The 19,000-nt window shown below is 41.7% G+C and carries 19 protein-coding genes; 8 read left to right on the forward strand and 11 right to left on the reverse strand.

The window, feature by feature from the left end; genetic code table 11:
• Positions 1–34: 34 nt before the first annotated feature.
• The 6 genes from surA (at position 35) to ABMY41_RS04860 (ending at position 6,480) form a co-directional block, all read left to right on the forward strand.
• On the forward strand, positions 35–1,327 hold the full coding sequence (gene surA, locus ABMY41_RS04835) for a peptidylprolyl isomerase SurA (RefSeq protein WP_055021167.1): 1,293 nt from the start codon (positions 35–37) through the stop codon (positions 1,325–1,327).
• 5 nt (positions 1,328–1,332) lie between these two features.
• Positions 1,333–2,325, forward strand: a complete 993-nt coding sequence (pdxA, locus tag ABMY41_RS04840) for a 4-hydroxythreonine-4-phosphate dehydrogenase PdxA (protein WP_054562772.1) — start codon at positions 1,333–1,335, stop codon at positions 2,323–2,325.
• Positions 2,322–3,128 carry a 16S rRNA (adenine(1518)-N(6)/adenine(1519)-N(6))-dimethyltransferase RsmA gene (gene rsmA, locus ABMY41_RS04845; RefSeq protein ID WP_054550997.1) on the forward strand — a complete coding sequence of 269 codons (807 nt, stop codon included), beginning with the start codon at positions 2,322–2,324 and terminating at the stop codon, positions 3,126–3,128. The genes pdxA and rsmA overlap by 4 nt, the downstream gene beginning before the upstream one ends.
• Entirely contained in the window at positions 3,112–3,501 is a 390-nt protein-coding gene (apaG, locus tag ABMY41_RS04850; RefSeq protein ID WP_054550996.1) for a Co2+/Mg2+ efflux protein ApaG, read from the forward strand. Before rsmA ends, apaG begins: the two co-directional genes overlap by 17 nt.
• Before the next feature lie 6 nt (positions 3,502–3,507).
• Complete coding sequence (locus tag ABMY41_RS04855) at positions 3,508–4,323, forward strand: symmetrical bis(5'-nucleosyl)-tetraphosphatase (protein WP_272982700.1); 816 nt, start codon at positions 3,508–3,510, stop codon at positions 4,321–4,323.
• A gap of 141 nt (positions 4,324–4,464) precedes the next feature.
• Complete coding sequence (locus ABMY41_RS04860; RefSeq protein ID WP_287204865.1) at positions 4,465–6,480, forward strand: methyl-accepting chemotaxis protein; 2,016 nt, start codon at positions 4,465–4,467, stop codon at positions 6,478–6,480.
• Between the two features lie 273 nt (positions 6,481–6,753).
• Here the strand turns inward: ABMY41_RS04860 and ABMY41_RS04865 are convergent, their stop codons facing one another.
• The 5 genes from ABMY41_RS04865 to rplU all read right to left on the reverse strand — a co-directional run bounded on the left by ABMY41_RS04865 (position 6,754) and on the right by rplU (position 9,673).
• The gene (locus ABMY41_RS04865) at positions 6,754–7,131 is read right to left on the reverse strand and encodes a DUF3718 domain-containing protein (RefSeq protein ID WP_062566166.1); all 378 of its coding nucleotides are present in this window, start codon (positions 7,129–7,131) and stop codon (positions 6,754–6,756) included.
• Positions 7,132–7,210: 79 nt separating this feature from the next.
• Complete coding sequence (gene folA / locus ABMY41_RS04870) at positions 7,211–7,702, reverse strand: type 3 dihydrofolate reductase (RefSeq protein ID WP_054562813.1); 492 nt, start codon at positions 7,700–7,702, stop codon at positions 7,211–7,213.
• Between the two features lie 68 nt (positions 7,703–7,770).
• Positions 7,771–8,925, reverse strand: coding sequence for an Obg family GTPase CgtA (gene cgtA, locus ABMY41_RS04875; RefSeq protein ID WP_349274261.1), 1,155 nt, complete (start codon positions 8,923–8,925; stop codon positions 7,771–7,773).
• 162 nt (positions 8,926–9,087) lie between these two features.
• Positions 9,088–9,345 carry a 50S ribosomal protein L27 gene (rpmA, locus tag ABMY41_RS04880; RefSeq protein WP_054551015.1) on the reverse strand — a complete coding sequence of 86 codons (258 nt, stop codon included), beginning with the start codon at positions 9,343–9,345 and terminating at the stop codon, positions 9,088–9,090.
• 16 nt (positions 9,346–9,361) lie between these two features.
• Positions 9,362–9,673, reverse strand: a complete 312-nt coding sequence (gene rplU / locus ABMY41_RS04885) for a 50S ribosomal protein L21 (RefSeq protein WP_036965957.1) — start codon at positions 9,671–9,673, stop codon at positions 9,362–9,364.
• A 410-nt stretch (positions 9,674–10,083) separates the two neighbouring features.
• On the opposite strand from rplU, the gene ispB reads away from it, so the two are divergent.
• Positions 10,084–11,055 (forward strand): octaprenyl diphosphate synthase, encoded by a 972-nt coding sequence (gene ispB / locus ABMY41_RS04890; RefSeq protein ID WP_054562777.1) that lies wholly within the window; start codon positions 10,084–10,086, stop codon positions 11,053–11,055.
• Positions 11,056–11,144: 89 nt separating this feature from the next.
• Here ispB and mdh read toward each other — a convergent pair whose 3' ends face one another.
• Positions 11,145–12,080, reverse strand: a complete 936-nt coding sequence (mdh, locus tag ABMY41_RS04895; protein WP_054562778.1) for a malate dehydrogenase — start codon at positions 12,078–12,080, stop codon at positions 11,145–11,147.
• 225 nt (positions 12,081–12,305) lie between these two features.
• On the opposite strand from mdh, the gene argR reads away from it, so the two are divergent.
• A complete protein-coding gene (argR, locus tag ABMY41_RS04900) occupies positions 12,306–12,773 on the forward strand; it encodes a transcriptional regulator ArgR (protein ID WP_054551012.1) in 468 nt (155 codons plus the stop codon).
• Here the strand turns inward: argR and ABMY41_RS04905 are convergent.
• From ABMY41_RS04905 to ABMY41_RS04925, 5 genes are all read right to left on the reverse strand, one after another.
• Positions 12,770–13,669 (reverse strand): Dyp-type peroxidase, encoded by a 900-nt coding sequence (locus ABMY41_RS04905; protein ID WP_349274263.1) that lies wholly within the window; start codon positions 13,667–13,669, stop codon positions 12,770–12,772. The genes argR and ABMY41_RS04905 overlap by 4 nt on opposite strands.
• A gap of 61 nt (positions 13,670–13,730) precedes the next feature.
• Entirely contained in the window at positions 13,731–14,774 is a 1,044-nt protein-coding gene (locus ABMY41_RS04910; RefSeq protein ID WP_349274265.1) for an ABC transporter ATP-binding protein, read from the reverse strand.
• Positions 14,771–16,405 carry an iron ABC transporter permease gene (locus ABMY41_RS04915; RefSeq protein ID WP_287244533.1) on the reverse strand — a complete coding sequence of 545 codons (1,635 nt, stop codon included), beginning with the start codon at positions 16,403–16,405 and terminating at the stop codon, positions 14,771–14,773. Before ABMY41_RS04915 ends, ABMY41_RS04910 begins: the two co-directional genes overlap by 4 nt.
• A 77-nt stretch (positions 16,406–16,482) precedes the next feature.
• Positions 16,483–17,487, reverse strand: coding sequence for a Fe(3+) ABC transporter substrate-binding protein (locus ABMY41_RS04920; protein ID WP_055197654.1), 1,005 nt, complete (start codon positions 17,485–17,487; stop codon positions 16,483–16,485).
• 790 nt (positions 17,488–18,277) lie between these two features.
• On the reverse strand, positions 18,278–18,940 hold the full coding sequence (locus tag ABMY41_RS04925; RefSeq protein ID WP_349274290.1) for a tRNA-uridine aminocarboxypropyltransferase: 663 nt from the start codon (positions 18,938–18,940) through the stop codon (positions 18,278–18,280).
• Positions 18,941–19,000 lie beyond the last annotated feature (60 nt).

Consider the following 19,000-nt stretch of genomic DNA (forward strand, 5'->3'; position numbering starts at 1 on the left):
CCGCAGTACTATTAGCAAGAGTATTAGAAAAAGTATGAATTTAAAAAAATTATTTGCATCTGCATTATTAACAGTTGGCCTTTGCCAAAGCGTTTTCGCAAAACCTGTCGAAATTGACAAAGTCGTTGGTGTAGTTAACCAAGGTGTTATTTTACAAAGTGAAGTAGACACCATTATCAATCGCGTAAAAACTCAAGCGCAAGAGCAAGGTCAGCAATTACCTTCTGATGATACGCTTCGCATTCAAGCAATCGAGCGTTTAGTAAACCAAACTCTGATGATGCAACTTGCTGAGCGCATGGGTTTAGAAATCTCTGACTCTCAGTTAGACCAAACACTTGAAAATATGGCTCGTGAGCAAGGCGGTACAATCGCTGATTTACGTCGCACTATCGAGGCATCAGGCGAGAGCTACCCAGCATACCGTGAAGAAATTCGTAAAGAAATCACCACGCAACAAGTAATGCGTGCGAACGTTGACCGCCGTATTTACATTAGCCCACAAGAAATCGATAACCTTCTTAAAATCATGGAAACTCAAGGCAAGAATGCCGAAGAGTATGATATTGGTCATATCTTGATTGATATCCCAAGTGATGCAACAGCTGATGAAATCACCAGTGCTAAAACGCGTGCAGATAAAGTTATCGAGTTTTTAAAAGAAGGCAAAGAGTTCAAGCGTATCGCTATTTCATCTTCTAGCGGTTCAAAAGCCCTTGAAGGTGGTCAGCTAGGTTGGATGAGCATCAACGAAATGCCATCACTTTTTGCTGAAGCAGTAAAAGGCCACAAAAAAGACGATATCGTTGGCCCGCTTCGTTCAGGTGCTGGTTTCCACATTATTAAAGTGCAAGATGTTCGTGGTCGCCAAGTTGTTGAAACAACAGAGGTTCGTTCACGTCACATCTTAATTAAGCCTTCTATCATCTTAAGCGAAGAAAAAGCGCGTGACATGCTAAAAGGTTTTGCTAAAGAGCTACGTGAAGGTAAAGCTGACTTTGGTGAACTTGCTAAAGAATACTCTGAAGACCCGGGTTCAGCATTAAAAGGGGGTGAGTACGATTGGACTGATCCAAGCACCTATGTACCAGAATTTAAAAATACCCTGCTTTCTCTAGATAAAAATGAAATCAGTGAGCCATTCAGAACACAGTTTGGTTGGCACATTGTACAGCTACTTGATAAGCGTGTAGCTGATAAAACAGAGCAAGCTAAGCGTAACCGCGCTCACCAACTACTGTTTAATCGTAAATTTAAAGAAGAAAGTTTCAACTGGCAGCAAGAAATGCGTGAACAAGCGCACGTTGATATTTTCCCAACAGAATAAAAATTATGACCATTAGAATTGCAATTACCCCAGGTGAGCCAGCCGGTATTGGCCCTGATTTACTTATCAAGTTAGCCCAGCACCAGTGGGATGCCCAACTGGTGGTGATTGCTGATGGCGCGCTGTTAAAACAGCGCGCTAAGTTGCTTGGTTTAGATATTAATTTAATTGACTTCGATGACAGCCAAGCACCAAGCATTGCCCCTGCAGGCAGCGTTTACTTACACCAAGTAGATTTAGGCTCTGATGTTGAAGTGGGCGTACTTAATGACGCCAATGGTCAATATGTGCTGGATACACTGCGCATTGCCAGTGAAAAAAATATGGATGGTACCTTTGCCGCTGTTGTTACAGGCCCTGTGCATAAGGGGATTATCAACAAAGCAGGTATCTCATTCAGCGGTCACACTGAGTATTTTGCCCAGCAATCGAATACTGCCGATGTCGTGATGTTGTTAGCTACAGAAGGCTTACGCGTGGCGCTTGTTACAACGCATATACCGCTTGCTTATGTATCGCGCGCAATCACCGTTGAACGTTTAAGTAAAGTTGCCACAATTTTAAACCATGACTTACAAACTAAGTTTGGTATTGAAAAACCGCGTATCCTCGTATGTGGTCTAAACCCACATGCTGGCGAAGATGGTCATTTAGGCACTGAAGAAATTGATACCATAGCGCCAACGTTAGAGCTGTTAAATAATCAAGGCATGAACTTAATTGGACCATTGCCTGCTGATACCCTGTTCCAAGATAAATATCTCTCGCAAGCAGATGCCGTGCTTGCAATGTATCACGATCAGGGATTACCTGTGCTAAAATACAAAGGTTTCGGCAATTCGGTCAACATCACCCTTGGCCTGCCATTTATTCGCACCTCAGTAGATCACGGTACGGCTCTCGATTTAGCCGGCACAGGCACTGCTGATGTAGGTAGTTTTGAATTAGCGATCCGCGAAGCAATTAAGCTCGCCCATGAAAAAGCACAGAATCAATGACAGATAAAGTACATTTAGGACACCGCGCTCGTAAGCGTTTTGGTCAAAACTTTTTAAACGATGACATGATCATCGACAAAATCGTCACGGCTATCGATCCTAAACCTGAAGACAATTTAGTAGAAATCGGCCCGGGCCTTGGTGCAATCACTGAGCCAGTCGCTGATTTAAGTGGCCACCTAACGGTTGTTGAGCTAGATAAAGACTTAGCAGAACGTTTAACGAGCCACCCATTCTTAGGGCCAAAGTTAACAGTGCATCAAGGCGATGCAATGAAATTCGATTTTAGCTCTTTGATCAAGTCTGACGAAAAGTTAAAGATTTTTGGTAACTTACCATACAACGTTTCGACTCCGCTGCTATTCCATTTATTTGAGTTCGCGGATAACGTAGAGCACATGCATTTTATGCTGCAAAAAGAAGTGGTCAAACGTATGGTCGCAGGCCCGGGCAGTAAAGCCTTTGGTCGCTTAAGTGTAATGACACAATATTACTGTCACGCAATGCCAGTGATTGATGTGCCGCCAGAGTGCTTTAAACCAGCACCTAAAGTAGATTCAGCGGTTATTCGCTTGATCCCTAAAAAGCCTGAGCAACGTTCAGCTAAAAGCACTAAGCTATTAAACACGGTATGTTTAGAAGCCTTTAATCAACGCCGTAAGACTCTGCGTAATAGTTTATCTAACTTACTGACAGCTGAAGAACTAACAAGCATAGGCATTGATATCACTCTGCGTGCTGAAAGCCTGTCTTTACAACAATTTATTGATATAGCTAATTGGATTTATGACAACAAGCAGTAATTTAGGTTCTCCAATTAAGGTGTCGGTTGAAACCTTCTATGTAGAAGGCCAATCAGAGCCTGAACAAGATAAATACGTTTTTGCTTACTCAATCACCATTAAAAACCACAGTTTATGCAGTGCTAAGCTATTGAGTCGTTACTGGTTAATTACCGATGCCAACGGCAAAGAAGTGGAAGTGCAAGGTGAAGGAGTTGTGGGTGAAACACCGACCATTGCCCCAGGTGAAAGCTATAAATACACCAGTGGTGCAGTGCTTGATACCCCTGTTGGGACGATGCAAGGCCATTACACCATGCGTAACGAATTTGGCACTGAGTTTGAAGCGCCAATCGAGGTGTTTCGTTTAGCCCGCCCAAACATTTTGCACTAGGTAATAATGGCTGACTACGCAATTGGTGACTTACAAGGTTGTTACAGTGAATTTGATGCGTTACTAAAACGTGTCAACTTCAATCCAAGCCAAGATCACCTTTACTTAGTTGGCGATATTGTTGCTCGAGGTCCAGATTCACTCGCTTGCCTCGAGCGCCTTCATACTATGCAAGGCAGTGTAACCATTACTCTTGGTAATCATGATTTACACCTAATTGCTTGTCATTATCTAAATAAACCAGCAAATCCAAAAGATAAGCTTGCAGATGTTTTTGACAGCCCAAAGCTCCCTGAATATATTCACTTTTTGCAACAACAGCCATTAGCTATTTGGCTTGAACGCTATGACATGCTGATAAGCCATGCTGGCTTAAACCCAAATTGGTCAATAAAAAAAGCATTAAAACGCGCTCGCTTTGCCGAAAGTTGCTACCAAGGTAATGATGCCCATCATTACTTTGCCAATATGTATGACCCCCACCCATTAGAATGGCAATCAACGCTACCTAACGAGGCTAAATTTCGTTATATCGTTAATTACTTCACGCGCATGCGCTTCGTTAATTTGCTTGGTGAACTCGATTTCAGCAATAAAACCAGCATTAGTGAAGATAGCTCAATAATCCCTTGGTTTGAGCATCCGAGTATAAGTAAGCTCAAGCAACAGATCACATTTGGTCATTGGGCTGCTTTAGAAGGTAAAGTTAAAGCCGAAAATATTCATGCCCTCGACACTGGCTGTGTATGGGGAGGCGCGATGACCCTCATGGAACTCAGTCAAAAAGGCTGTTTTGTCGAAAAATCCCACTCTTTTATCTAAATAAACTGAAAAATAGCTGAACATCTGTTAGATTTATAACAATTAAAGTTAATTTAATTTAAAGCTAATTAAATTTAAATACTTAACTAATTGGCAACCTTGCCGATAAGTTTTGATTAGTACTATTTTCTGGAATTACATATGAACTTGACCGTTAGACAGCGTATTTGGGGTGGCTTTATTGTTATTACGTTACTCCTGCTATTTATTGGTGGTAACTCGTTGATCAGAATTACCAACATTGATCAATCGACACAGCGAGTTAATCAGCTGTCATTACCGGCCCTCGACAAAAGTTATGAGTTGCAGGTTGAATTCATCCTGATGAGTAAATCAGCGCAAGCTAGTTTTTACACTACATCACAAGATGAATTAGCAACTATTCGCAAGAACTTTACCGAACAGAAAAAGCGTTACGATAGCTCTTATCAAGACCTACAACAAATAGTGAGTAACGACCCTAAATTAAAACAAAGCAGCCAAGAAGTTGAGCAAACTTATAAGCGCTTTGCCAAGTCTGTCGATAATCTTTTTAAAGATAAACAAACGCAACTTGAGCTTAACAATACGCTGCGCACCCAGCTTGAAAATATCGAGATCAGCGCCGAAGATGCTAACTCTGTTGTACTTGACATCATTGATATTGATGGTCTTGAAGAGAACCATTCACGTGCCTACCAAGCTGCTAACAACATGGAAAACAACTTCCAGTCGGTAGTGACTAACAGTACCGATATGTTAACGGTTAAAACTCTTAACACGTTAGATATCGTGAAAAACGAACAGGTTTATTATCTAGAAGAAGTAGAGCGCAGCCTTGGCCTAATCCGCCCTGCTATCATTGAAAGTAATGCTGATTTATACAACGACCTAAACAGTTATGTTGAAAACCTTGTAAATAACGTACGTGGCAACAACAGCCTATCAGCAAATAAAAAGCGTTTAATTGATGCAATTGCACAAACTCAAGCTGAGCTAGCAAATGCGGAAAAATCAACCACTGAAGCCCTAAAGCAACTTAAAGAGCTTGTTGACCAAGCAACAGTCCTTGCTTTTGACTTACAGCAAGATGTAAGTGGTAACGTATCTACGGCAACCATTTGGACTTGGATTGCCATGGTTATCGCCACTTTAATTGCTATTGCTGTTGCAGCAATTACTGTTAGCCGTATTACTAAACCACTTTCTGAAGTAAACCGTATTCTTGATATTGTTGCTAGCGGCGATATGACTCAACGCTTAGACGACTCAGCTAAAGACGAATTTGGTGAGCTATCACGTAGTTGTAATACGCTAATCGAAAGTTTACGTACACTTATTCAAGGCATTATCTCTCGCTCAACCCAGCTTGCTGCGGCCTCTGAAGAAACTTCAGCAATCACTGAAGAATCAAGCCAAGCTATTCGTAACCAACAAGCACAAGTTGAACAAGCTGCTACAGCAACCACGGAAATGAGCAGTACATCACAAGCGGTAAGCAGCAGTGCTCAACAGGCACTTAGCGAAATCAAGAACGCTGATAAAGAAGCTGACCGTGTTAAAGGCATTTCTTCACAAAACAAAGCGACTATTGAACAACTTGCCCGTGAAGTTGATGATGCTTCACAAGTTATCAATAAGTTACACAAAGATAGCGCATCAATTGGTGGCATCTTAGATGTTATTCGTGGCATTGCAGAGCAAACAAACCTACTTGCACTTAATGCAGCCATTGAAGCAGCCCGTGCCGGTGAACAAGGCCGAGGCTTCGCCGTAGTTGCTGACGAAGTACGCTCTCTAGCAAGCAAGACTCAAGAATCGACCCAAGAGATCCAAGCGATGATTGAATCGCTTCAGGTTGGCGCTGAGGCTGCTGTATCGGCAATGTCGAAAGGTAAGCAACAAGCTGAGTCGTGTGTTGAGCAATCAGACCTTGCAAATACCGCCCTTGATTCAATCACTGCAGCAGTTGCGCAAGCTCACAACGTAAGTGAAGAGATCTCAACAGCTGCTCATGAGCAACAGCAAGTTTCACAAGAAATTAGCGAGCGCTTAGAGTCGATTGTAGCAATTGCTGAACAAACAGCTGAAGGCGCAAACCAAACCAATATTTCAAGTTCAGAAGTTGCTAAATTAGCGGAAGAACTACGTTTATCGGTAGATGCGTTTAAAGTTTAAGAAGCTATAAACGAGCTACGAGCTAACAACATATAGAAGCCGTGTTTGTGAAAACAAACACGGTTTTTTTGTATCTATTTATAGCAACTCGCTTAATTAAATGATCTTTTGAGGTGATTACTCTTAATATTTTCCTGCATCCCCCATGCAGGCACATTATTTAATACAAAATAATAACGAGTTATTGCGAATAGGTATGAAGTTAACGAAGCGTTTTTCAGGCATAAAAAAACCGCAACGAGTGCGGTTTCTTAAATTCTATTGGCGTTTCAATTAAAGGCCTGCGCGGTCTTTAATAACAGCGATTAGTGGAGAACCTCCGTGGCCGTTTGATTCTGCCCATGCGATGTCTGCACCGTCTTCTAAAGAGCTTTTAGATAAGTTCTTAACGATGTATTCACCAGCATCCGCAGCGCCGCTTTCAATTGCATGACGAAGCATATTGTTGCCGTTACATTTTACAGCATCAAAGATGTTACGAATTTTCACACGTGAGCTTTTAAGCTTACTACGTAAACGGTTTTTATCATCAGCTGCGATGTACTCACAGATAGAAACCGCTAATTGATCATCAGCTTTTGCTGGTGCTGTATACGCAACTGACGCTGAAACAACAGCCGCTGCAAGTAACATATTTGGTAACTTCATCATATTTTGCCCTTACGTAATACTTTCTTCTTACCAAGATTGTCTAATATTGTACCAACTAATTAATTTTACCGCAATAATGTTACGAGTTTTTGTACAGGGTTACAAAAGTATACGAGTAAGGGTTTTTGTTATCAGGCTGATGCTTTTCTTGCTCGGCAACTGTCCAATTAGCAACACTTTCGTAATCTGGGAACTGCGTATCACCGGCCACTTCGAGGTCGATGAATGTTAAGTATAGACGATCTGCTTGAGATAGAAATTGTTCGTATATATTTCCGCCACCTATAATCATTACTTCTTCAACATCAGCAACCAATTCCAGCGCAGCCTCTGGTGAAGTAACCACCTCAATACCTTCAGCTGTGTAATCAGCATTACGCGTGATAATAATATTTTGACGACCCGGTAAAGGCCGACCTATTGATTCAAATGTTTTACGGCCCATGATCACAGGCTTTGCCATGGTTACTTTTTTAAAGTGTTGCAGATCGGCGGGTAAATGCCATGGCATTTGGTTATCTTGGCCAATTACTCGGTTATTTGCCATAGCAGCAATCATTGAAATTTTCACACTAAACCTTTAATACTTTTTTCTTATTAATAAAAAAGGAGCGCATGGCTCCTTTTCAGTTTTAAATTTTATCGTTGGTAGATAACTTCTACATCGTAGTCATCATCATCCCAGTCGTCATCCCAATCATCATCGTCTTGAGATGTTGCTTTCTGATGATAAGTATCCCACTTAAATTCAACTTCTTCTTTCTCTTCTTCAGCGAATTTCTCTTTCGGCATACTATCAAGTAGCGCCATAATATCATGACATAGTGCTTGGGTATTTTGCTTATTAGCAGCAGAGATACGGTAAACATTAACCTCTTCACCTAGCTCTTCGGCAATTTCATTACACAGTGCTTCAGCTTCATCTTCTGGTAATAGGTCAATTTTGTTAAATACTAACCAGCGCGGCTTTTCAGCAAGCTTAGGACTATATTGGTGTAGCTCATTAATAATCGCAAAGGCATTATCAACTGGATTTGTGCCATCAACAGGCATAACATCAATGATATGCAGTAATACACGACAACGCTCTAAGTGCTTTAAGAAGCGAATACCAAGGCCTGCGCCATCCGAAGCGCCTTCGATTAGACCAGGGATATCAGCAATTACAAATGACTTATTCGAATCTGGGCGTACTACACCAAGATTAGGAATAAGTGTCGTAAACGGGTAATCTGCCACTTTTGGTTTAGCTGCAGAAACACTGCGGATAAACGTTGATTTACCAGCATTTGGTAAACCAAGTAAGCCAACATCAGCAAGTAGCATTAGCTCTAGGCGTAAGCTGCGAACTTCACCAGGTGTACCTAGTGTTTTTTGACGTGGCGCACGGTTTGTACTTGATTTAAAACGTGCATTCCCCAAGCCATGGAAACCACCTTTTGCAACAACAACCTTTTGACCATGCTTAGTCAGATCACCTAATGACTCTTCAGTATCAACATCAATGATACGTGTACCAACAGGCACCTTAAGCGTTAAATCAGCGCCTTTTTTACCAGTCATGTTACGGCTTTGACCATTTGTGCCGCGCTCTGCTTTATGAAAACGCTCAAATTGGTAATCAATTAACGTATTTAAGTTTTCATCGGCTTGTAGATAAACGCTGCCGCCATCGCCGCCGTCGCCGCCATCAGGACCGCCATCTGGTACATATTTTTCACGTCGGAAAGATACGACACCGCTGCCGCCATCACCCGCGTCACAACGAATTTCTACTTCATCTACAAACTTCATGATTACTCACTTTAAGATTGGCTTGTTAATAACTCTATTATATACCTAAGTGCCCTATTCAGCACCCAATGCCAAGGCGCTTAGGTATATATTTATACGCACTATTATGTGCCTTAAAACAAAAAACCCCGCAAAGGCGGGGTTTTTCAAATATCGAGATGATTACTCAGCTACGATATTTACGTATTTACGGTTTAAAGGACCTTTCTGTTCGAATTGAACTTTACCATCTGCTTTTGCGAAGATAGTGTGGTCTTTACCGATACCTACGTTTGCGCCAGCGTGGAAACGAGTACCACGTTGACGAACAATGATGCTACCCGCTAGAACTGATTCGCCACCAAAACGCTTAACACCTAGGCGTTTGCTTTCTGAATCGCGACCGTTACGAGTACTACCAGCTGCTTTTTTATGTGCCATTTCTCAGTACCTCTAATTAAGCGCTAATGCCAGTGATTTTAACTTCAGTGAACCATTGACGATGGCCCATTTGCTTACGAGAATGCTTACGACGTCTAAATTTAACAATCTTAACTTTCTCACCGCGACCGTGTGAAACAACCTCAGCTGTTACTTTACCACCGTTTACGAACGGTACACCGATCTCGATTTTCTCACCATCAGCAACTAAAAGTACTGAATCAAATTCAACTGCTGCACCAGTTTCAACGTCTAATTTCTCAAGACGAATTGTTTGACCTTCAGTCACACGGTGCTGTTTACCACCACTTTGGAAAACCGCGTACATAATTAACTCCGTCTGTGCGCCCTCAAATCGACGCAACTAAAATATTCTTCAATAGGGCGCGAAGTTTACGCTAATGTGCAAAAACTAGCAAGCCTCTTTTTCGATAAAATGAATAAAAAATAGCTGCATTGAGAGCAATTCAATATTTTCCCCTATTCTATCCTAAAAACACCACATGCCAAGCGGTTTTTACGATCTCATGACAATTAAATTACGCTAATAATACGCACCTTGAAAATTCAAAAAGCTGATCACTTATTAATCAAGGCTATAAATTTATCTTGGCAAAATTGATCTCAAATAAAAAACTTTACAGTGTTTTTTTACTGAATCATCACAAAATATCGAGCAAGCGCTTTTTTTGTTGTACAATCAGCCCCGTATACCCATAAATATTGGCTCGGAGATCAATGGATATAAAAGCTATCCAGACGTTAATCGAAAATGAAATGGATGACGTCAATCAACTTATACATGCCCAAATGCGCTCAGATGTCGCATTGGTTAACCAACTCGGTTTATACATAGTAAACAGTGGCGGTAAACGCGTTCGTCCTATGTTGGCCATTTTAGCGGCAAAAGCACTTGGTTATGAGGGCAAAGACCATATTACGCTTGCCACTATCATCGAATTTATTCATACCGCAACTTTATTGCATGACGACGTTGTCGACGAGTCACATTTGCGCCGTGGTACGCCTACAGCCAACGCAGAGTTTGGTAATGCAGCGAGCGTTTTGGTGGGTGACTTTATCTATACACGTTCATTTCAGCTTATGGTTGGCCTAGGTAAAATGCCAATCATGCAAATTTTAGCTGATGCAACCAATGTCATCGCTGAAGGTGAAGTATTACAGCTAATGAATTGTAATGACCCTGACACGACAGAACAAAGCTATATGCAGGTTATTTACAGCAAAACGGCAAAATTGTTCGAAGCTGCAACCGGCCTTGCTGCAATTATTACCGAGCAAGACGAACAAACCCTTGAAGCATTAAACTTATACGGTATGCATCTTGGCACTGCATTCCAATTAGTGGATGATGTTCTTGATTACAACGCTGATGCCGAGCAACTTGGTAAAAACATTGGCGATGATTTAGCTGAAGGTAAACCTACCCTACCGCTTATCTACGCAATGCAAAAAGGCACACCAGAGCAAGTTAAGCTAGTACGCGAAGCAATTGAGCTTGGTAATGGTATGGACCACTTAGAGAGCATTCTAGCGGCATTAGCTGACACTAAGGCCCTTGAGTTTGCAATGCAAAAAGCTGAGCAAGAAGCTGACAAAGCAATTGCTTGTATTGCGTTCTTACCAGATACACCGTACAAACAAGCCTTAGAGAGTTTGGCCCGTATCGCCGTTGCCCGCGATCACTAAACGCTATTTATTCGAGCCATTAAAAAAGCCTGCATTTGCAGGCTTTTTTGTTTTCGGCGATTTAAAAAATCGCCTATCATCTGTCGGAATTAACCGTTGATGAAATCAACACCTTCTTGGATGTCTTTGTTAAGTGTAGCTAGCATGTCGTTTTTAGCTTGCTCTTCGAATGCACTTAACTCACCGTAAGAAAGGATTTCTTCAACGCCGTTTTTACCTAGGCGAACTGGGTGTGCGAAGTATGCTGCGTCACCGTTTTCAACTGCAACGTATGCGTAATCAACTACTTCTTCACCTTGTAAGCCTTTAACTAAAGACATACAGAAGCGTGCTGCTGCAGCACCCATTGAAAGAGTCGCTGAACCGCCACCCGCTTTAGCGTTAACAACTTCAGTACCTGCGTTTTGGATACGTGGAGTTAATGCTGCAACTTCTTCGTCAGTGAAAGTAACACCTTCAACTTGAGATAGAAGAGGAAGAATTGTAGTACCTGAGTGACCGCCGATAACAGGAACTTTAACGTCAGTTGCGCTTAAACCTTTAAGTTCAGCAACAAATGCTTCTGAACGGATCACGTCAAGCGTTGTGATACCGAATACACGGTTAGCATCGTAAGTACCCGCTTTTTTGAATACTTCAGCAACGATTGGCACAGTGCCGTTTACTGGGTTAGTGATGATACCTACTAACGCTTTAGGACAGTTTTTAACGATGCCTTCAGCTAATGTTTTGATGATACCTGCGTTTACGTTGAAAAGGTCCGCACGGTCCATGCCTGGCTTACGTGGCATACCCGCTGGGATAAGAACGATATCACAACCAGCTAATGCTGCGTCTAGGCTGTCAGCACCAAAGCCTTCAACTTTAACGTCTGTTGGGATGTGAGAAAGATCAACCGCTACACCAGGAACAACAGGGGCAACATCGTATAACGATAATTCAGAACCTGCAGGTAAACTTGTTTTTAATAATAAAGACAATGCTTGGCCGATACCGCCAGCTGCGCCTAAAACAGCAACTTTCATTGGAATTCTCCGTAATTTGAGGTAGGAAATATTTGTGGCCCTAAAGATAATGAAATTAGCGACTAAAAACAAATTTATCCTGCTTATTTCGCGTATAATTTCGACCATAGTTGTAAACTTAGCTGTAAAGACACAGCATTTTGGACGACTTTGTAAACTAATACTGCATAAATATGCAGAGTTGTGTAGAATTACCCTACATTTTATGAATAAAGAAACGGCAACATGCAACCACAAGACAAACAAGAAGCACTGATCAAAGCGTTTAAAGCGCTATTAAAAGAAGAAAACTTCGGCTCACAAGGTGAGATTGTCGAAGCATTAAAAGAGCAAGGCTTTGATAATATTAGTCAAAGTAAAGTCTCTCGCATGTTAAGCAAGTTCGGTGCAGTACGTACTCGCAATGCAAAACAAGAAATGGTCTATTGTTTACCGGCTGAAATGGGTGTGCCAACAGCGAAAAGCCCACTGCGTCAGCTTGTTATTGATATTATGCATAACGAAATGATGATTATTATTCGCACTAGCCCAGGCGCAGCTCAATTAATTGCTCGTTTACTTGATTCACTCGGTAAGGCAGATGGTGTACTCGGCACCATTGCAGGCGACGACACTATTTTTATCGCCCCTGCGAAGATTTCTGAAATCGATGTGACGCTTGATCGCGTGCGCACTTTATTCGATACCGTTTAAAGTTGCTTTAAGAAGTTTACTGACGGGGCGAAAAACGCAGATCCCATATCGGCTTGAGTAAAATCGAGCCAATGATCATAGCAATCGCCCTGCCCCAAACGACTCTTTAATACCTGCTCAAACGCATCCCCTTGCGCAGCACACGAAACCATTAAAATACCCTGCTTATGCACATCACCAAATGGCATGCTTTGGTTTAGCAATAGTGGCTGGCCATGCTCATCTTTTAATTCACTACGAACCGCATGACTGGTTTCTACAGCAGGCACAATCAAGGTGTTATCTAGACGCGTGCGCCCCATGATTTGCTCTTGCTCAGACAACGATAAATGCTGCCAGACACTCAAATCATGCACAAAGCGCTGAACATGAATATAACTGCCTTGGTCTTCAAAGTAACCCGGTTTATCGATAAGTGCTGTACTACGTTTTTGACGGCCATGAGGTGTATCGCCTGCATAAATGAAGCCGTTAAAATCACGTCCATCTAAAAACCGAAAATTACGGACCTGCTCCACCAGCTCAACATCCGGTGTTAATAATTTTAGAATTTGCAGAGCAAATAGATGATTTACATCTTCACGGTCAGAGCGAATTTGCACAAACAAGTCAAATGGCTGAGCACTAATCACATGCTCACTATGAGTCACATTCGGAAAGCTTTGCAATTGGCTTGGGATAAACTCGGGCAGAATATGCGGCCAATACTGAGCACCAAGGGCAACCACACACGATAGCATAGCTTCTGAGAACTGATCAGCAAACTCATCTTGAATGACGCTAACGCGTTTTAGTTTTTTACGTAATGACTCATCATGGCCATCGTAAACATTAAAAAACAGGTGCAAACCATGTAAGTTTGCTTCAGCACAAATCCCAGATTGCGCTTGCGCCATAGTGAATCCTTAGCTTCTCGTTATTTGCACAAAGCCAAGGATTCAAGATTGTTATTTATTACTAATCATGAAAAAAATTGACTGTGTGCGGCATTATTTTTATTTTTACAGGCTGCTCAACAGCTAACACGCGGTCTTGCTCTGCAGCAACTTCACACTCTTGCCCTGCAATATTGATACGATATACATAACGCGTACCGATAAAACGCCTGTGCAAGATAGTTAAACTGTTTGCGTCACTGTGCGCAGCTTCACACAACTGAATATGATGCGGCCTTATATACACTTGACCTTGCTGACAATTAGTATTGCTTGCCGTCAATGAGTGAACCACACCAAACGCCGTTTCGTATTCAGTTGGCGTTAATACTTTTGCCGTTAAGTATATGCCCGTACCAAGAAACTCTGCAACCACCTTTGAGTTAGGTTGACTAAATAACTGCTCCGGAGAGCCCTGTTGGGCGATTTTTCCGCCATGCATAACCGCAAGCGTGTCGGCAAATGCGAAAGCTTCTTCCTTCGAGTGGGTAACAAATACCGCAGAAACCTGCTGAGCTTTAATAATGCGACGTATATCGGCAATAAGCTCAAAACGCACTTGTGTATCAATATTCGAAAATGGCTCATCAAGTAATAATAAACTTGGTTTGTAAGCAAGTGCACGGGCTATTGCCACTCGTTGCTGCTGGCCACCAGAAAGCTGATGCGGATATCGCTTTGCACAACCATCGAGTTTAACAAGGGTAAGCATTTCATCGACACGCTCTCGCTTTTGCGCTTTACTCATGTTGCTTAGGCCAAACGCAATGTTGTCGCTTACCGTTAAATGAGGAAACAACGCATAGTCTTGGAACATCATGCCAATATTACGTTTCTCCGGTGCAACAAACAGCCCACTATCGTTGACCACTTTCGAATCAATACTCATATAGCCTTGCTCAGGCTGTAAAATTCCGGCAATTGCCTTTAGGGTGGTAGTTTTGCCGCAGCCACTTGCGCCAAGCAAACAGACGATTTCATCTTGTTCAACATTGAGGTTTAGTTCACTCAACACCTGAGTCACATTGTACTGATAAGCTAAGTCTTTAATTATCAAATGACTCATGAGTGATTTTGCTCCATCGAACGATTAACGAAATACAAAGGGATTAACCCAACTAACACGATAAACAAGGCTGAAATTGACGCAAGCTCCAATTGCTCATCACTAACATATTGAAAAACATGAGTTGCCAGGGTTTCAAAATTAAAAGGTCTGAGTAATAGAGCTGCTGGTAACTCTTTCATGCACTCAATAAACACTAACAAGCCAGCTGTTAGAATGCCGCGCTTTAACAGTGGTAAATGTACTCGCCACAAGGTTTGTAAGGGCCCTTTGCCCATTGATTGGCTGGCCATATCTAGCGATGGGCTAATACGTAAAAAACTGCTTTCAAGCGCGCCATGCGCAATCGCATAAAAACGTACAACATAAGCAAAAATCATCGCAAATAAAGTGCCGCTCAAAAGTAATCCTGGTGATAAACCAAAAGGTTCAAGCCAATTATTTAATGCATCATCTAACTGAGTTAATGGTAGCAATACGGCAATGGCTAACACAGTACCAGGTAAGGCGTAGCCAGTACTTGCTAAACGCCCTGGGATCAAAGGGTAAGCTTGTTTCGCAATACGTTGATAAAACAATACCAATAAGCTCAATAGAATAGTTGCAATACTCACCACAACAGCCACTTTAAAGCTTTGCCAAGCGTAATTAAAGAATGCCCCATTCCATGCTTCATCTGCATAAACAATAGCGTATTTAACTAACACCCCAACCGGCAAAATAAAAGCCAGTACTAGCACAACGGTACAAGCCAAGCTTGCAGCCCATGCGGCACTGCCTTTTAAGCGATACAAGGTTGCACTGTTAACGCTTGACTGACGCTCATACACAGCTTGATTACGACGACTAAAGCGTTCAACCATGATGGTTAAAAACAAAATCAGTAACATAATGCCTGAAATTTTCGCCGCTGCCGTTAATGAGTAATAGCCAAGCCATGTATCGTAAACAGCGGTCGTTAGTGTGCTCACAGCAAAGTAATTAACAGTGGCAAAATCAGCCATAGCTTCCATACTGATTAATGTAACCCCTGCCACAATCGCCCCACGACCAAGAGGCAAACTAACGCGTAAAAAACTTTGTAATGGTGATAGCCCCATTAGTTGACTAGCTTGTACTAGTTTAAAAGACTGCTCTCTGAGTGCCGTTTTAAAAATTAGGTATAAGTAAGGATAGAGTACCAAGGCAATCATAAAAATAGCCCCAGTCAATGTACGAATATCAAAAAACCAGTAATCGTCTGGTGATTGCCAGCCAAACCAGTCTCTAAGGGCTATTTGTACTGGCCCTGCGTAATCAAGCAAGTCGGTATACACATAGGCGATGAGATAAGTTGGCATTGCTAATGGCAGCATTAACGCCCATTCAAATTGCTTTCGCCCAGGAAAGTCACAATATGCAGTTAACCAAGCTAACGGCAATGCAATTACACAGCTCAGCAGCCCTACCCCTGCAATAAGTATGAGTGTATTACGGGTATAATCCCACAGCACAGTATCGAAAAGGTGCTGAAATACATCTGAATCTCCTTGCAGAGACTCAAATAACAAAAAGCCTAATGGCGTAACAAGCAACAGGCCAATAAGCCAGGCTATTAGCTGCCAACGCGACAGCGAAAACTTCACATGCATAAGTGGATTAATACCAGATAAAATAAAAGCTGTTAAAAAACAGCTTTTATAAAAATGTGTTACGAGAAATATCCTCGTTATAAATCAAACTTTACTTCATCAATCAGCTTCAGTGCCACAGGGCGATATTTGCTGATCTCATCAAGAGGAAGGCTATCTTCTTTAAACTCTCCCCATGATGCAACCATCTCAGATAATGCAACCCCTTGCTTTACAGGGTATTCCATATTAACTGAAGCATACATATTTTGCGCCTTATTGTCGGTCATATACTCAACCAGTTTCAAGGCATTTTCAGGGTTTTTAGCATAACGGGTCATAACAACGCCCGATACATTGATATGAGAACCACGGTTTGTTTGGTTAGGGAAGTTAATATAAACCGCTTCAGCCCATGATTTTTGCTGCTCATCTTGCATCATTTTGCCAAAATAATAGCTGTTGCCTAACGCCAGATCGCATAAACCTTCTTTTACGGCTTTGACTTGCGCTCTGTCATTACCTTGCGGCTTACGTGCTAAATTGGCTTTTACGCCCTCAAGCCATTGCTTAGTTTTTGCTTCGCCATGGTGAGCAACCATAGAAGCAACTAAACCTAAATTGTAAGGGTGTTTACCAGATCGAGTGCAGATCTTACCTTTGTATTTTGGATCGGCTAAATCCTCGTAAGTTAATTCAGCAAGTGCACCAACACGCTCTTTTGCAGAGTAAACATTACGTACACGTTTAGTAAGTGCTATCCATTGACCGTCGGCATCGCGAAAAGTGCTTGGCACATTCGCATTAACCACATCACTATTAATTGATTGCGTTAAGCCTAAGTCCTCTAATTGAATCAGCGCACTAAAATTAGAGGTTAATACTAAATCAGCCTTACTGTGCTTACCTTCACGCTTTACACGTTCAATTAACCCTTTTTTAGCAAAAACCACGTTAGTTTTAATACCTGTTTGCTTAGTGAAATCATCCAAAATAGGCTGAATTAAGAATGGTTGACGAAACGAGTAAATATTTACTACATCTGCAGCAAATGTAGGCGCGCTTAATAATGCGCTAAGTAATACTAAGGCTGTTTTCTTCATTTTATAGCACCTAAATAGTAACAATTATCAAAATATTTTACCTAGAGTTAGGGCAAAGTGCACCCGTTTAAACTTATATTTCAATCAACCTAACTGCCATTTAGGAATTTGCATGTAAGACATATCTCACCCACATGGCAGTTATTGAGTAAAAACCACCAGCAAACACTGCACAAAACAAGATAAACACTTGAAATATAACAACATACTTTAAATGACAATAAAATAACCAGCAGATTAAGTAAGATTTTGACCTACTCAGCTTTGCCCATTTCTCTATAATTACTTACATCAACTAAGCAAGAAGCTTAATGAGTAGATGGATAAGGAAGCATTACTCATAATACCGCGGAATAAGGTTCATTAGGAGAATAAGGAATCAAGGACAGGCTCAGGAAGAGTAACGCAATGGAGTGACAACCTACGGACAACATCAGGATGATGTGGAATGGCATGACAACAGGACGTTGTTATACAGGAAGTTCAAAAAGTGGAATAAAGGACAGGCCGTTAGGGCATCGCAATGGATTTGCAAACAAAGGGATAGTGTCAGGATGGCACGTAAAGGAGTGGTAAAGTATTTACCAGCATGGATGTAAAGGACTAACAAGGAAACAAGGCGGGATTGCCTTATATTGCACAGAACCAATAAGTAAAGTGTAATCGCATGGATTGGCAAAGTTTAGGGAGTTGATTAGATTCAATTGCAGGATGCAAAAAATTAAGAAGATTCCGCAAGCGCGACTAGAGATAGTACGCGCTTTTCTTTTGCCTAAAATTTAGTAAAGAGTTATTGCTCTGGGCGTCCCTTATTACGCTTACCTAGCAGATAAGCATCTCTAAACTTAATAAAATGTTGCTCAAGCTTTTGTGTAGCATCTTCTTCACCGGCAAGGGCAAGTACCATAATAGCCACCTCAGCGGTGCCTAGTTGATGCTCATGCGGGGCAACACGTAATCGATAATCAGATAGCTTTTCAGGCGTAATTGAAAACACAGGAAGATTATCTAGATAAGGGCTTTTACGGATCATTTTCTTTGCTTCACGCCAAGTCCCATCTAAAAAGATAAACAATGGACGTTTACCTTCAACAGGAGTTACTTCGGTGATCACGCGCTCTTCGTCGTCAACATCGCTGGCAGGAAAAATAACCATTGGCTGATACTGAGGATCTGCCAACAAGCTTAATAAGGCTTCATCTGGATTTGTTCTATCCCACTTAAAGGCATGATTATCTGGCACGATTTCAGCAATTAAACGGCCAGTATTTGACGGCTTAAAACTCTCATTATGGTACATAAGCAAACAGACCGCGGCATCACACTGAGCTTGCTCAACGCCTTCACAAATACAATAGTGCTCGGCTAATAAACAACGCTCACAACGCGTTAACTTTGCTCCTCGTGCTTTGAATTCACGACGAGACTCAGTCATTTGCTGAGCACGAAGCATTAACACCGAATTATTTGAGATAGTAGCCACTGTATTTACCAGATAATTAAACGGCGCGTA

Origin of the sequence: Pseudoalteromonas sp. BZA4 (assembly GCF_040104395.1) — a bacterium.
Lineage (GTDB): Bacteria > Pseudomonadota > Gammaproteobacteria > Enterobacterales > Alteromonadaceae > Pseudoalteromonas.